11 protein-coding genes are annotated in these 15,328 nt (G+C 53.5%); 7 read left to right on the top strand and 4 right to left on the bottom strand.

Annotation, left to right across the window (positions count from 1 at the left end; translation table 11 throughout):
* Positions 1-189: 189 nt before the first annotated feature.
* Entirely contained in the window at positions 190-1,020 is an 831-nt protein-coding gene (locus VB712_RS17165) for a helix-hairpin-helix domain-containing protein (RefSeq protein ID WP_323256940.1), read from the top strand.
* Positions 1,021-1,080: 60 nt separating this feature from the next.
* Here VB712_RS17165 and proB read toward each other — a convergent pair whose 3' ends face one another.
* Entirely contained in the window at positions 1,081-2,199 is a 1,119-nt protein-coding gene (proB, locus tag VB712_RS17160; RefSeq protein ID WP_323256938.1) for a glutamate 5-kinase, read from the bottom strand.
* A 616-nt stretch (positions 2,200-2,815) separates the two neighbouring features.
* On the opposite strand from proB, the gene VB712_RS17155 reads away from it, so the two are divergent.
* Complete coding sequence (locus VB712_RS17155) at positions 2,816-2,992, top strand: hypothetical protein (RefSeq protein ID WP_323256936.1); 177 nt, start codon at positions 2,816-2,818, stop codon at positions 2,990-2,992.
* 116 nt (positions 2,993-3,108) lie between these two features.
* Here the strand turns inward: VB712_RS17155 and VB712_RS17150 are convergent, their stop codons facing one another.
* The gene (locus VB712_RS17150) at positions 3,109-5,256 is read right to left on the bottom strand and encodes a polyribonucleotide nucleotidyltransferase (RefSeq protein WP_323256934.1); all 2,148 of its coding nucleotides are present in this window, start codon (positions 5,254-5,256) and stop codon (positions 3,109-3,111) included.
* Between the two features lie 135 nt (positions 5,257-5,391).
* Between VB712_RS17150 and VB712_RS17145 the strand changes: the two genes are divergently transcribed.
* Positions 5,392-8,577, top strand: a complete 3,186-nt coding sequence (locus tag VB712_RS17145) for a DEAD/DEAH box helicase (RefSeq protein WP_323256932.1) — start codon at positions 5,392-5,394, stop codon at positions 8,575-8,577.
* 163 nt (positions 8,578-8,740) lie between these two features.
* On the opposite strand, the gene VB712_RS17140 is transcribed toward VB712_RS17145, so the two are convergent.
* Positions 8,741-9,340, bottom strand: a complete 600-nt coding sequence (locus VB712_RS17140) for a peroxiredoxin (RefSeq protein WP_416236385.1) — start codon at positions 9,338-9,340, stop codon at positions 8,741-8,743.
* Between the two features lie 181 nt (positions 9,341-9,521).
* Here VB712_RS17140 and VB712_RS17135 point away from each other — a divergent pair, with 181 nt between their 5' ends.
* The 3 genes from VB712_RS17135 (at position 9,522) to bioD (ending at position 13,961) form a co-directional block, all read left to right on the top strand.
* On the top strand, positions 9,522-11,372 hold the full coding sequence (locus VB712_RS17135; protein ID WP_323256928.1) for a serine/threonine-protein kinase: 1,851 nt from the start codon (positions 9,522-9,524) through the stop codon (positions 11,370-11,372).
* A 96-nt stretch (positions 11,373-11,468) separates the two neighbouring features.
* On the top strand, positions 11,469-13,127 hold the full coding sequence (locus VB712_RS17130) for an AarF/ABC1/UbiB kinase family protein (RefSeq protein ID WP_323256926.1): 1,659 nt from the start codon (positions 11,469-11,471) through the stop codon (positions 13,125-13,127).
* 150 nt (positions 13,128-13,277) lie between these two features.
* The gene (gene bioD / locus VB712_RS17125) at positions 13,278-13,961 is read left to right on the top strand and encodes a dethiobiotin synthase (RefSeq protein WP_323256924.1); all 684 of its coding nucleotides are present in this window, start codon (positions 13,278-13,280) and stop codon (positions 13,959-13,961) included.
* Here bioD and VB712_RS17120 read toward each other — a convergent pair.
* Positions 13,958-14,398: a hypothetical protein gene (locus VB712_RS17120; RefSeq protein WP_323256922.1), complete on the bottom strand. Its 441-nt coding sequence runs from the start codon at positions 14,396-14,398 to the stop codon at positions 13,958-13,960. The two genes, bioD and VB712_RS17120, sit on opposite strands and share 4 nt — an antisense overlap.
* 122 nt (positions 14,399-14,520) lie before the next feature.
* Between VB712_RS17120 and VB712_RS17115 the strand changes: the two genes are divergently transcribed.
* On the top strand, positions 14,521-15,303 hold the full coding sequence (locus tag VB712_RS17115; protein ID WP_323256920.1) for a DUF3153 domain-containing protein: 783 nt from the start codon (positions 14,521-14,523) through the stop codon (positions 15,301-15,303).
* Positions 15,304-15,328 lie beyond the last annotated feature (25 nt).

Genomic DNA, 15,328 nt, shown 5'->3' with positions numbered 1-15,328 from the left:
GAATAAAATCTGTTTGTCTTGTTGATCTGCGTAGGGGCATTGGCGTAAGCCTGCCGGAGGGACAAAAATTTTTCGCCCCTACACCACCTAAAACTTTTCACGATCTGATTAAGCGAATTCCATATCAGAATATCTGAAGGGTTGACGCACCATCTTGGCGGATGATCATTCTTTTTAGAGAAAGTTTTTATGCGTTTACAAACAAAGTTAGTGGCGGTTCGCAAAATTCACAGTACGGTTCCTCGCTCAAATTTTTCTGTTGCTGATCTCGAACGGGCAGCCCAGGCCATTTTGCAAAGTCAAGGCACGATTAATCCGTTAATTTTAAGACCATTGGATTGGCAAAGTTATCAGGTGGTGAGTGATCATTTTGGCTATTATGCAGCGGTGCGGGCCAGAGAATTAGATTTGGCGAAGGGGGAAATGATTCAGGCGATTATTTTGGAGGAGGAGAATGAAGGGGCAATTTTAGAACAAATGAAGTTATTTCGAGATTCTGTAAGGCTTGATCCACAGACCTCACCCCAACCCGATTACTCGCTAGATCCTGAGCCTGTTATTTCTACCCGCTTAACTTCATTAACCCCTGATGATCTCACGGCCATTCTTGAGCATCTAGATCGCAATTTGATCGCGCAAATTTCATCGCCTCAACCGATGATTGAGAGCCTAGAGCAGAAGTTAATAGCCAAAATTGAGGCGATGGAAAGACAGCAAACGGTATGGCAACAAGAGATGATGACGTTGCTTCAATCCCGCCCAACACCTCCCCCAGTCCCTCCCTCACCTCGCCCCATTTCTCCGCCGGCCCAGGCTTTGCCAAAAATTAACCTCAATACTGCCACTATCACCGATCTCTGCCGTGTCAAGGGTTTGGGGAAACAAAAAGCTCAGGCGATTATTGCCAGACGTAACAATCAAGGCCCTTTCACTGATCTTCAGGAATTGATAGAAATTGCTGGCATTACCCAAAACACGATGAACAAGTATGATTTTGCTTTATATTTTACCGTTGGATAATTTGCTAGAGGGCGATGGGGGTGATGCTCCCATGGCGATGATCGAGGGCCAGACGAACCTTTAGGGATGATTGCCGGTGAGGACTAAATTATCGCGATGGATAATTGTTTCTGCGCCGCTGTAGCCGAGGATTGTGGGGATTGCGTCGGAGTGATGCCCTTGAATTTGGCTGATTTCATGGCTGTTGTAGTTGACAATGCCCCGGGCTATTTCTACGCCGTCACTGGTGCAGAGGATCACGGCTTCGGAGGTTTGGAAGTCTCCCTCGGTTTTGACGATGCCCGCTGGGAGGAGCGATCGCCCCTGATGGCATAATGCCCGAATCGCCCCCCCATCCAAATAGAGCCGCCCACGGGGGATCAAGCCGTGGGCAATCCACCGCTTGCGGGCATTGTCCGGCCGGGGTTGGGCTTCAAACTGTGTGCCGATGCTTTCGCCGTTGAGGAGGTTGAGAATATTTTGGGGCTGTTGACCTCGCAAAATCGCCATTTTTACCCCCGCACTGCTGGCAATGCGGGCAGCAGCAATTTTCGTCACCATCCCCCCAGTACCCCATTGGGAGCCGCGATCGCCCCCCTCAATTTCCAACGCAGCCAACTCGGCAACGCTCACATGGCTAATGGGTTGGGCGGTGGGATCCTGGCGGGGATCGGCGGAATAGAGGCGATCCACATCGGTGAGCAGGCAGAGCCAATCCGCTTCGATCAAGCTGGCCACCAAAGCCGAGAGCGTATCATTATCGCCAAACCGCAATTCCTCCACCGCCACCGTATCGTTTTCATTGACGATGGGGATCACCTCCAATTCAAACAGGGCTTGGAATGTGTTGTAGGCATTGACATAGGCGGTGCGATCCACCAGATCCCGCCGAGTGAGCAGAATTTGGGCGATCGCCTGATTTAAACTGGTAAACAAATCGTCATAGACCCGCATTAACCGCCCCTGGCCCACAGCAGCCACCGCCTGCTTCCGGGGCATTGTCCGGGGTCGTTCCGTGAGTTTGAGGCGACTGGCCCCCACCCCCACCGCCCCCGAGGAAACCAAGACAACGCGATGACCAGCCCGGCGCAGGGAGGTGAGGGTTTCCACCAACGCCCCCAGGGTGGCGATCGCCAATTGCCCCGTCTCCGGATGGGTGAGGCTGGAAGTACCAATCTTAATCACAAGGGTTTGGGCCATAGACCAATGCAAAAATCGCGTTCTGACCCATTTTAAAGACTTTAGGCCCGGAAAGACCCCTGAAAATGACAGGTCAACTGCCATAAAACCAGCATCATGATCAGGATTAACCCCGTCCAGCAGCAGTTTTGGCAGGAACTCCCCTAGGGGAATAAACAAATCCGTTGCGGGATGAAACCGATAGGATAGGGCTGGGGATCAAGATCATGAGCAAGGTAATTCTACAGAAAAATGAAGCTTGGTTTCATTTTGTATCTTCTCTTTGCATTCCGTAATATTGTTTGGCCTCTTTTTATTAATATTTGTAAACTAAATGATTGACCAATGCTTACGAAGGGATAACAAATCATTTTTCGGCAAATTATGGCTTGTTTTTATCATTTTCACCTATGTTATTCACAAACCTTTAGTTTCAAAAACTTTCCAAAACAGCAGACAGAGGAAAAAGTAATTTGGGATACTTTCTTCAATTCACTGCGATGAAAATATTTCGGAAATCTTAAAATATCCCCCACTCAGTGTCGTCAGAGGATAACCTTGGAACTAAGCAAAGCATAATGTTTATTTCCTCAAGACCGTTTAAAATTTTCCTCCTTCACTGCCAATATTCAGAGCCATGCATAATATTCAACGGATTTCTGATTGTGTCGGTATTTACGAGAATCCAGCAGGGATTCAGTTTTTAGTGTTGCTCGAACCCAATCCAGAGCCAACCCTCCCCCCGAAAACGGCTTTTGCGATCCAAATCCTCGGCCGGAAGCAACACAGCACCGCAGAATCTGCTCCCGCCTAAACCCATCATGATCCAAAGGTTAAACATTAAAAAACTGCCCTAACGTTAGAGCAGTTTTTTCCGCAATTTTGCAGTGAGGACTTTAGTCCTCACCACAAACGCTTACAGGATTGCGTTTATTGAGCGTTAGCACGGGCAGCGGCGGCTTCGTCGGGGTGAATCCCTAAACGGGTGAGGTTGATGCGGCCCCGGGAATCAATTTCCCGCACTTTGACCACCACTTCATCGCCCACAGCCACCTCATCTTCCACCTTACCAACGCGATAATCCGCCAGTTGGGAAATGTGGATCATCCCTTCTTTACCAGGGAGAATTTCCACAAAGGCCCCGATTTGGATAATCCGCGTCACTTTGCCGAAATAGACTTCGCCTTCACTGAGCTTGCGGGTCATGCCTTCGATGATCCGTTTTGCCAGGGCTGCCCCTTCGGGATCATTACAGTAGATCGTCACCTTCCCGGAATCTTCAATATCAATTTTGGCCCCACTTTGCTCAGTGATGCCCTTGATATTTTTGCCGCCGGGGCCAATCACCAAACCGATCATATCGGGGTCGATGCGGATCGAGAGGAGGCGCGGCGCGTAGGGGGAGAGTTCTGAGCGAGGTTTGTCGATCACCGCCAGCATTTTTTCGAGGATGTGCATCCGCCCCTCTTTGGCTTGGGCGATCGCCTGGGAAATCACCTCTAAGGGCAACCCGGTGATCTTCATGTCCATTTGCAGGGCAGTGATCCCGCTATCGGTTCCTGCTACCTTGAAATCCATATCCCCGAGGAAATCCTCAATGCCTTGGATATCCGTAAGCACACGCACTTCATTCCCTTCCTTAATTAAACCCATGGCTGTGCCGCTGACGGGTTTGCGAATTGGCACCCCGGCATCCATGAGGGCGAGGGTGGAGCCACAGACGGAACCCATAGAGGTGGAGCCGTTGGAGGAGAGCACCTCAGAGACGATGCGTAACACATAGGGGAATTCCTCCTGGGAGGGCAGAACGGGAACTAAAGCCCGCTCCGCTAAAGCACCATGGCCAATTTCCCGACGACCGGGCGATCGCATCGGCCGCGTTTCCCCCACAGAATAGGGGGGGAAATTGTAATGGTGGATGTAGCGTTTTTGGGTTTCCGGGTGGAGATCATCCATTTCCTGGGCATCATTGGGGGTTCCCAATGTGGCCAAGGAAAGCACCTGAGTTAAACCCCGTTGGAACAGCCCCGAACCATGGACGCGATTGGGCAGAATCCCCACCTGGCAGGAAATGGGCCGCACCTCATCGAGCTTGCGCCCATCCACCCGCAGGCCATCCCGGACAATTTGTTGGCGCATCAGGGCTTTAGTGAGGGACTTAAAGATTTTGCCCACGGCCTTGCCATCGGCTTCGATGGCTTGGCGAATCGGGTCGGTTTCGGGGAGAGCGGCGATCGCCCCCATCACCTGCTGATCCTTCAGTTCATCCAGGAGCACATCCCGCTCCGGTTTGGAGAGACTGAATTGCTTCAGAATTTCCTCAATGCCAGCGGTGGCACATTCTGCGACAAACTTCGCCAGAGTCTCATCCTCTGCGGGGGGTTCAGCTTGAACCAATGTCAGCCCCAACTCCGCCATCAGTTCCTGTTGGGCGGCGATCAATTCCTGCACCGCCTCATAGCCAAACTCAATGGCTTCGATAATGTCCTGCTCCGGCAATTGGTTGGCTCCGGCTTCCACCATCACCACCCCGTCAGGCGTTCCCGCCACCACCAGATCGAGATCCCCGTCTTGAATTTCTTTATAAGTCGGGTTAATGATAAAATCATCCCCAACCAACCCAACGCGCACCGCCGCCATGGGGCCACAGAAAGGAATCTGAGCGAGGAGAACGGCAATTGATGCGCCAGTCACCGCCAGAACATCGGGGGGGACTTGCTCATCCATCGATAGTGTTGTGGCTACCACTTGGATATCATCCCGGAGCCATTGCGGAAACAAGGGGCGCAGGGGACGGTCAATTAAACGGCAGGTTAACGTCACCTTATCCGGTGGCCGCCCTTCCCGGCGCAAAAACCCCCCTGGAATCCGACCCCCTGCGTAGAGCCGTTCTTCGTAGTCAACCAACAGCGGGAGAAAATCAATACCCTCGCGGCCCGTGGAGCGTGTAGCGGTGACTAAAACGGCGGTTTCTCCGGATTGAATCAACACTGAGCCGCCAGCCTGCGGCGCAAGGAGACCCGCATGAAGCCGAATATCCGGTCCACTAAAGGATATTGACTTGTTAAATTCTTGCATCTTCTGTGCTTGTCCTTTCTTACTTCTATATTCTTCTTCTCAGGACAATCGTAGCATTTTAGTCTTGTCCTGAGACAACACCGAGCAAGAGCAGGGCAGTTTTCGATTCTCTTTTCACGACGAGTAACCGTAGCGATGGCGATTTTACATGGGAGTTGGATTTACAAGACGACAGGGAGTTATTTTTTCCTGTGGGGAGAGACTTGGCGGCTGGCGCTCCCGGATTACGATGCCCCCTCCGATGCGGTGCCGCTCCATCCGGCGGCCATGGGGTGGGAGGATTTAGCCCAATACCTGCGATCGCGCTTTTTCTGGCCCCCTGCAATCACCCCCACCCCCGCCACAGAGATCATCGCCCTGCCGACGCGAAACCATGGCTCCCGCAGCGAAACCGAGGGGGGGGAATGTTTACCTGTGCTCTCCGGCGATGAGGAGGAAATTGCCGATATTGGCAAGCTGCCGCTGCGGTGGTGGCGGGTGGATGGGCTGCAACTCACCCCCCTCGATACGGCCCAACTGTTGCGTCATCTGCCCCTCAATTCCCTCCAAGTCCGCAAGGCGGCCCTAGGGGATGCGTTGCAGTTTTGGTCCCATGTGTACCGCTGGAGTTTGGATCTGGTGGCGCGGGGCAAGGTGTTGCCGGGGTTGCGGGGCAATTTGGCAGAATGGCATCCCCTGTTAGACAGCGCCCTCGACCAAGACCGTTTAACCACGTTTGCCCATCAGATGCCGGGCCTCTGCCGCACCTATGCTGAAGGGGAACCCCCTAAGGCTAAACCCCGCCGCCATGACTTCTGGCACGATCCCCAAACCCTGATCCTCAACTTTCTCAGTCAGTTGGTGGATGCCCATATTCGCTCCCATGGGGATTTAACCGTTCCCCTCCCTAAGGAAGCCCTTTCCCAGCCCTGGGTGGTGGCGTTGACCCAGCCGACGGCGACGGTGGCCGCCAGTGGGGATAGTTTGCGCCGCTTGGAAACGATGTTGAATACTTGGCGATCGCCCGTCCAAGAGGCAATCATCACCCCGGCAACGGAAAATCTCAACCTCAATGAATTCCGCCTCTGTTTGGCCTTAATTCCCCCCTCACCGGGGGAAATCGCCTGGGGCAAGCAGTTGGGGGAACCGAAATGGAAGCTGAACTACACCCTCAGCGCCAGCCATAGCCCCGATTGTGTGATTGATGCGGAAACGATCTGGCAGAATCCCGTCGATCAATTGCCCATTCAAGATCAATTGCTCGACTATCCCCAGGAAACACTGTTGCGGGGTCTGGGCTTGGCGGCCCGGCTCTATGAACCGATCCGCGCCAGCTTGGATGATCCCAAGCCCACGGGTTGTAAGCTCAACGCCATTGAAGCTTACGAATTGGTGCGATCGCGGGTGCAGCAGTTGGAGGATGCCGGGTTTACGGTGTTGTTGCCCCCCGGTTTGGCTCCTGGGGCGGGGGAAAAGCGCTTGGGGCTGAATATTACCGCCCAAGTGCGGGCGAAGCGCAACGAACGGCTAGGCTTGAAAACGCCGTTAATTTATACATTAGAACTGGCTATCGGGGCGCAAACGATTACGCTGCCGGAATTTGAGCAGTTGTTAGAGCAGCGATCGCCCCTGGTGGAAGTGAACGGCGAATGGTTGGCACTACAACCGGCGGATGTGCGATCGGCCCTGACGATGCTCAAGGGGGATGATCAGGAGGAAATGGCCCTCACGGTGGAGGATGCCCTGCGGTTTAGTACCGGCGGCCCCCAGTTGTTAGGGAAATTGCCGGTGGTGAACTTTACCGCCAAGGGGCAACTGAAGGATTTAATTGCGGCCTTGGTGGAAAATAAGGCGATCGCCTCCATCCCCATCCCCGCCGGATTTACCGGCACGCTGCGGCCCTACCAATTGCGGGGGGCCAGTTGGTTGGCGTTTTTAGAGCAATGGAGTTTAGGGGCCTGTTTGGCCGATGACATGGGGTTGGGGAAAACGCTGCAACTGATCGCCTTTGTCCTCCACCTCAAGGAAAATGATCTGATCGATCAGCCTACCCTCGTTGTTTGTCCCACCTCAATCCTGAGTAATTGGGAGCGGGAGGTGCATAAATTTGCCCCAGGGTTAAACGTGTGGGTTCACCACGGCGAGAAGCGCAAAAAGGGGAAACCCTTTGTGGTGATGGCCCAAAAGCAGGATTTAGTGTTAACCAGTTATTCCCTGGTCTATCGGGATGTGAAAACCTTGGAACAGGTGGAATGGGGCGGTGTAGTATTGGATGAGGCCCAAAACGTCAAAAATGCCCAGGCCAAACAATCCCAAGCTGTGCGCCAACTCAATGCCGGGTTTCGCGTCGCCCTCACGGGTACACCCGTGGAAAACCGCCTCACGGAACTCTGGTCAATTCTCGACTTTCTCAACCCCAAATTTTTGGGGGATCAGCCCTTTTTCCAAAAGCGTTTTGCCGTCCCCATTGAAAAATATGGCGATCGCAACTCTTTGCAAACCCTCCGCTCCCTCGTTCAGCCCTTCATCCTCCGCCGCCTCAAAACCGATAAAACGATCATCCAAGACCTCCCCGAAAAGCAGGAAATGACGGTCTACTGTGGCCTTTCCGCCGAACAGGCCCGCCTCTATCAGCAGTTGGTGGAGAAATCCCTCCTGGATATCGAAGCTGCCAAAGGCATCCAACGCCACGGGCTGATCCTGACGCTCCTCACCCGTTTAAAACAGGTGTGCAACCATCCCGCCCAATACCTCAGTGAACCGGAATTGCGATCGGGGAAACGGTCGGGGAAATTATTGCGGTTGCAGGAAATGCTAGAGGAGGTGATTGCCGAGGGCGATCGCGCCTTGATCTTCACCCAGTTTGCCGAATGGGGCAAACTCCTGCAACCCTATCTCAGCCACAAACTAGAAACGGAGGTGATGTTCCTCTATGGCTCCACCACTCGCAACCAACGGCAGGAAATGATTGATCGGTTCCAAAACGATCCCGACGGCCCACAAATTTTCCTCCTTTCCCTCAAGGCCGGCGGCACAGGCTTAAACCTGACCCGCGCTAACCATGTGTTTCACGTCGATCGCTGGTGGAATCCGGCGGTGGAGAACCAAGCCACTGACCGCGCTTTCCGCATCGGTCAGCGGCGCAATGTCCAGGTACATAAGTTCGTTTGTACGGGTACATTGGAGGAACGGATTGATGACATTATCGAAAGTAAAAAGCAATTGGCGGAGCAAACCGTTGATGCGGGGGAGCAGTGGCTCACCACCTTAGACACGGAACAGTTACGCAATTTGTTGATGCTCGATAGTCAAAGCATCATGGATGCCGACGGTGAAATTTAACCGATTTCCCTCGTTCCCCTCGTTCCCTCGTTCCTTGGCTCCGCCAAGGAACGTCTCCCTGGAGGCTCTGCCTCCACAGGCGGCAGAGCCGCCGTCAATCATGCCATGGCAGAGCCATGGCACGAGTAAACCCGTAGGGGCGCAACGCTTGCGCCCTCCCCCTCTAAACAGCGGAAAAATAAACCTTAGATTTTTTCGGATCGGAAATCATCGTTTTATCCCCCTCCTGCCAACCCACCGGACAAACCTCAGCGGGATGGGCTTGGACGTGCTGAACCGCCTTGAGCGTGCGCAGCGTTTCGTCAATACTGCGGCCAAAGGAAAGATTATTAATCGTGGCGTGTTGGATGATGCCATCTTTGTCGATGATGAATAGCCCCCGCAGGGCCACCCCCGCCTCAGGATCAAGCACATTATAGGCGGTGCTAATTTCCTTTTTTAGATCAGAAATGAGGGGATAGGCAATATCCCCCACGCCGCCCTCCTTGCGATCGGTTTGAATCCAGGCCAAATGGGCAAACTCACTATCGACGGAAATGCCAAACAGTTCCGTGCTCAAGGCTTTAAATTCATCGGCGCGATCGCTAAAAGCCGTGACTTCCGTGGGGCAAACAAACGTAAAATCGAGGGGATAGAAAAACAGCACCACATATTTACCGCGATAGTCCGACAACTTCACTGTTTTAAAATCTTGCTCAAAAACAGCCGTGGCGGTGAAGTCCGGGGCCGGTTGGCCAACACGCAGGCATCCTTCCATCTCTATACTCGCTCCTCTCAAAATCGGGGTTTGCCCCCAGGGTCTTGCTTTATTGAATCAAATTGCATCGATGGTGACAACTCAGGGGCCATGGGTGCGCTGAGGGCGATCGCCTCCCCTTGAACCGTCCGGACAAGATTATTTTGCCCCGAAAGAAGAAAGCAATTGTTGTTCTTTGTCAAGAGCCTTGTTGAACCCCACCACTGTCAACTATCCCACCTGCGGACAACTCTTGCACCACCGATACAAAATTATTCAGGTGCTGAGTTCCGGGGCCTTCGGGCAAATCTATCTAGCCCAAGATACCCTTGACCCGACTCGTGCTCAATGTGCCGTTAAATATTACCTCTCCCACAACACCTATCCCCACTTGGTGAAAACCAGTCGGCGGCTATTTCTCAATGAGGCAGAATTTCTCAAACGCCTCGGTGTTCACCCCCAGATTCCCCAATTTCTCAACTGTTTTGAGGAAAATCAAGGCTTTTTCCTGGTGCAGGAATATATTGCTGGGTCTGCTTTTACCCAAGAGTTGGCGATCATTCGCCACAATGATGCCCTAGAGCGGTCGGCTCAGGTGGTTTATTTCCTCTGGGATTTACTGCTGATCCTCGAATTTGTCCATCGCCACGGCATTGTCCATGGGGATTTAAAACCCAATAACATCATGCGGCGTAGCAAAGATGGCAAGTTGGTGCTGCTGGATTTTGGCGCAGCGCAACTGCTGCAAACCCCATCGAGCCATCCCTCGAAATTTACCACGTTTCCCAGCTATCCCGGCGCTGTCAGCCCTTCCGGCTATGGGGCCGCCGAGCAACTGCGGGGTAAGGTTTATCCCAGTAGTGACCTCTACAGCGTGGGCATTATCGCCCTTGAATTACTCACCGGGTTAGAGGTGAGCCATCTGCGCCACCACCCGAAAACCCAGAAAATTCAATGGCAGCCCTGGACTGAAGCCAGCCCGCCGCCCGCCTATGTGGAGCCGTTGGCGGCTATTTTAACCCGGTTGGTGGAATATCATCCCCAAGACCGCTATGCGACAACCACCGAGGTTTTGAAGGATTTAGAGCCATTGCGATCGCTCGCCCATCACGCCCTCAATGAGCGCTGGCAAGGCATCTCGGTGAATGCCCTCGTTCCTTTGCCCAAGACCCCAAAACCTGCAACCCCGCTGGAAAATAGCAACCTCAATCCCGATCCACTCCCGGATCAGCCCCTGGAGATCGAAAAACCGGGGGTGATTGCCCATACCACGACAATCGCTGAGTTACCGCGTTTGACCCAAGAAGCCCCCGTCTCTACATTGCAACTGCTGATGCGGATGGGGATCGTGATTGGTGTGCTCAATGTGTTTGCCATTGCCCTGGGTTATTATGCCCTGATCAGTGCCACGAATACCGACCCCGGTGAGGAGGCTTGGCAGGCAGCCCAGCAGGCGATCCAACGGGGACAACTGACGGAGGCGATCGCCCTCGCCCGCTCCATTCCCCGCGATAGCGTTCGCTATGAGCAATCCCAAGCGGCGATTCAACAGTGGCAAGGGGAATGGGAGAAGGCCACCCAGTTGATGAAAGCCACAGAAACCGCCCTCGGGGCGCGTCAATGGCAAACGGTGCTAAATACGGCGGCCCAATTGCCAGATATCTACTACTGGCGGCAAAAAGTCCATCCCTTAGTAGAAGCGGCCCGACCCCGTGCGGAAGATGAGGCGCGACGGTTGATGGCCCAAGCCTTCCGTTCCGCCCAAGAACGGGACTTTACCCGCGCCTTGGCCTTCCTTTATCAAATTTCCCCCCATACCCAAGTGGGTAAACAGGTAGAGCCGAAATTGCAGGAATATCAAGCCAAGCAGGATGTGCGGGCAATGGTGCAGTTACAATCTGCCTATGATTTAGCCATGGGCCAACAGTTTAAGGGGGCGATCGCCCTCCTGGAAGAAATCCCCCCCAATACGCGAGCGGGGGCGATCGCCCAAGGCAAAATCCACGAATACCAAGAAAAAGCCCAAATCTATCGGGAATTGATCACCGCCCGTCGTTAGGGAAAAGGACTCAAGGGGAGTCCAAAACGCGCTAAAACAGAGGCAAGTCGGGATCGATTCCCGTCCCTTAACCCCTTCCGGCTGTTTGAAAAATTTATGGTTCTGGCCCTCACCCAAAATACATCCCGCCAACGGGAAATTTTAGAAATCGTCCTGGGCAATGGCTGGGACTATATGCGCGGTCTCTTAACCGGCGGCACAAAAGCGGAACCCCAAATTCCCCCGCCGGAGGTGTTGCGCAATATTCTCGTGGAACTGGGGCCGGTGTATGTCAAGTTGGGACAAATCCTCAGCACTCGCCCCGATGTCATGCCCCCCCGCTACATCGAAGCCCTCACCGCTTTACAAGCGAAAGTCCCCACCGTCCCCTGGAGTGAAATTGAAACGCTCCTGCGCCAAGAACTGCATCAGCCCATCGATGCAGTCTTTAGCACGATTAATACTACGCCGATCGCCGCTGGCTCCATCGCCCAAATTTACCGCGCCACGCTCCACAACGGCCAAGAGGTGGCCATGAAGGTGCAACGTCCGGGCATTGAAAAGATCGTCCGCCAGGATACGGTGTTAATTAAAGGCGTGGCGGAGTTGGTGGCGGCGACGGATTTTGGTCAGGATTACGACATTATTTCGTTAGCTGATGAATTTACTTCGGCGCTGAAAGCGGAGTTAGATTTTCGCAAAGAGGCGGCATTTACAGAGCAACTGCGGCGCAATTTATCCAAAAGCCGCTGGTTTGATACCCGCCAATTGGTGATTCCCGCTATTTACCAAAACCTCACCAGTGAAAAGCTATTGGTGATGGAATGGCTCGAAGGCGGCCCAATTCTAGAGGCGGAAATTGTACCCCTCGATAGCAATACGGGGGGAGAGTTGCGGCGACGGCAACAAATTGCCACGCTCTTATTTCGGGCCTTTTTCCAGCAAATGTTTATTGATGGCTTTTTCCATGCGGATCCCCACCCTGGCAATATTTTCTATTTGCAGAGCGATCGCGTTGCCCTGATCGACTGCGGCATGATTGGCCGCCTCGACCCCCGCACCCAGTATATTTTGGTTGAATTGTTGCTGGCGATCGTCCATATTGATGCCAAACGCTGTAGCCAGTTGACCGTTGAACTTTCAGAATCCCCCTATCCTGTCGATCTTGCCAAGCTAGAGGTGGATTTTGATCGGATGTTGCGGAAGTATTACGACATTAGCCTCTCGAATATTAATTTCAGTGAGGCGTTTTATGAGATTTTGCAGGTGGCGCGGCGCAATAAAATTCGCTTACCGGGCAACATGGGCCTCTACGCCAAGAGTTTGGCGAACCTAGAAGGGGTAGCACGGGGATTTTATCCGGAGGTGAATTTACTGGATGAATTTAAGCCGCTGATGACGGATTTATTCAGTCGGCAACTTTTGGGAGATGACCCGTTGCCAACATTGTTGCGGATGGCCTTAGATGTGAAATCCCTAGGGTTGCAAACCCCCCGTCAGATGGAGGTCATCCTTGATCGGGTTAGTTCGGAAACGTTGCAATGGAATTTAAAAATCCGTGATTTGGGGTCAATTCGCCAAGGGATTGAAAATTCTGCCAATCGCCTTGCCTACAGTATCGTCGTGGGTTCGCTGTTGATCGGCGCGGCTTTGATTGCCCGCAATACCCCCTTGCCACAATTATCGATCATCAGTGCTATTCTATTTTCGGCAGCAACGCTATTGGGTTTTGGCTTAATTATCAGCATTTGGCGTTCCGGCGGCCAAATGAAATAGGCGATCGCCCCTAAGCCCAAACTCGATCCCCCCTAACCCCCCTTAAAAAGGGGGGAAATGGATCCCCCCTAACCCCCCTTAAAAAGGGGGGGATGGATTTTTGATTTTCCAGCCTGTTCTCTGTTGACCGTTCCCCATCCCCCCAAAACCATGCCTCCCCTGATCATCACCGGCACCAATACCGACGTAGGCAAAACCGTCCTCACCACAGCATTAGTCGCCTATTGGCATCGCTACCGTGACCCCCAAACCTTGGGATTGATGAAGTTGATGCAGTCGGGGCCGGGGGATGGGGAGCATTACCGGGAATTGTTCACATTGCCCCAAGCTCCCGAAACCCTTGTGCCGTTGCAGTTTTCGGCCCCCATTGCCCCCCCGTTGGCGGCGGTGCAGGAGGGAAAAACGGTGGATCTGGCGGTGGTTTGGCAGGCTTATCAGCAACTGGCACAGGATTACCCGATGGTGTTAATTGAGGGAGTGGGGGGCTTGGGTTCTCCGGTGACGTTGGAGCTAACGGTGGGGGATGTGGCGGCGATGTGGGGCTGGGAAACGGTGCTAGTTGTGCCGGTGCAGTTGGGGGCGATCGCCCAAACCGTGGCCAATATTGCCCTAGCCCGTTCCCTGAAATTGCCCGTCCGGGGGTTAGTCCTCAGTTGCGTTCAGCCGGTTACGCCGCAACAGTTGGCAGACTGGACTCCGGTAGATCTATTGGAATCCCTCACCCAAACGCCGGTTTTGGGGACATTGCCCTATTTAGATCACGCGGATCGCCGCAATCTCGCCACCTTAGCCCAAGTGGCGGCTCAGTTGGATCTAGAACGCCTTTTTCCCTAAGCGAGGGAAACCAAAACCCCCCCAATCACCACCAATAACGCGCCGATCCCCAATTTCACCGCGTCCACATTCTGCCATTCAGCAAAAACCAAGAGGGCGAGAACGACGGTGATCAGCGTATTCATGTTGTAGAGGGGGGCGAGTTTGGAGAGGGGAGCTTGATAGCGGATCAGCCCTAGGGCAACGCCGCCAGTACCTACACCCCAAAACAGTCCATAAATGGAGGAAGAGGCGATCGCCCCTCCCGACGGCAACGGCCCCGGCAAAATCCCCTGCATCACCACCCCCACGAAGCTCACCATCACGCCAATACAAATCAAATGCCCCCCGACAGACATCCCCATATTCGTGCTGACCTTCGCCAACAGGCCAGAAATGCCATAGGCTAAGGCAGGGAGTAAACCACCGATTAACAATCCGATCAGTTGTGGAGCCATAAGAAAGTTTGTAATCAAAACAAACCTCCCTATCCTAAAAGGTGAACCCTTTCCTTGGTGGTAATCGCCCCGGTCTTGATTTAATAAGATAGAGATTTTTCGTGATGGAGCAGTGGGGGATGATGGGCAAAAACGTTGGGCGACAGTTGCGGCGGTGGGTAAGCTCGCGCCTCCATTATTTAGGCTTCCTCCTGCTTTGCGCTCTGTTGCTGTCGGGCTGTGTCCGCTACGATGTGGGCGTGACGTTTCAGGGGCAGTTTGCCGGCTATATTAGCCAAGAAATTGAGCTAGGGGAACAACTCACCAGTTTTAGTCAGGGGGAAGTGAAAACCTGGCTCAAAACCCTCGAACAGCGGGCCAAATCCCTCCAGGGGAAAGTCGAGCGGGTTTCAGATCGCCGCCTGACGCTGACAATTCCCTTTAGCAATGGGGCGGAACTCAACCGCAAATTTAATCAATTTTTCAACCCCACGGAGCAAACCCCCGAACAGCGAGCAGCGGCCCAAGGGGAGGAGATTGTCGAACTTTCCGCCAGTTTGGGCTTGACCCAGAGTAATTTACTGCTGTTGGAGCGCGATCGCCTCCGGTTAGAGGTGGATTTGCGGAGTTTGGGGGGATTGAGTGGCGATGGGTACGCTAACGCGAATCGCCAACAGTTACTCAACACCAACTCCCTGCTCAATTTAGAATTTAGCCTCGCTACCCCCTGGGGGGCGCGGGCCATTAACCCACAAATTCCCGTCGAGCAGGTGGGGAATCATCTCCTCTGGCAACTGCAACCGGGGCAACTCAACTACATTGAAGCGGTGTTTTGGCTCCCCAGTAGTTTGGGGCTGGGGACGGTGGTAATTATTGCCCTCGTAGTAGTGGGCATCGGCTTAAAAAATCGCTTCCGCCCCGACTAAGCGCAGGATCCCCTGTAGGGGCGAA

The sequence above is a fragment of the Spirulina sp. CCNP1310 genome (assembly GCF_034932185.1).
Classification (GTDB): Bacteria; Cyanobacteriota; Cyanobacteriia; order Cyanobacteriales; family Spirulinaceae; genus Spirulina.
The sequence above is the reverse complement of the archived record's forward strand: the minus strand, read 5'-3'. Positions and strand labels throughout refer to the sequence as shown.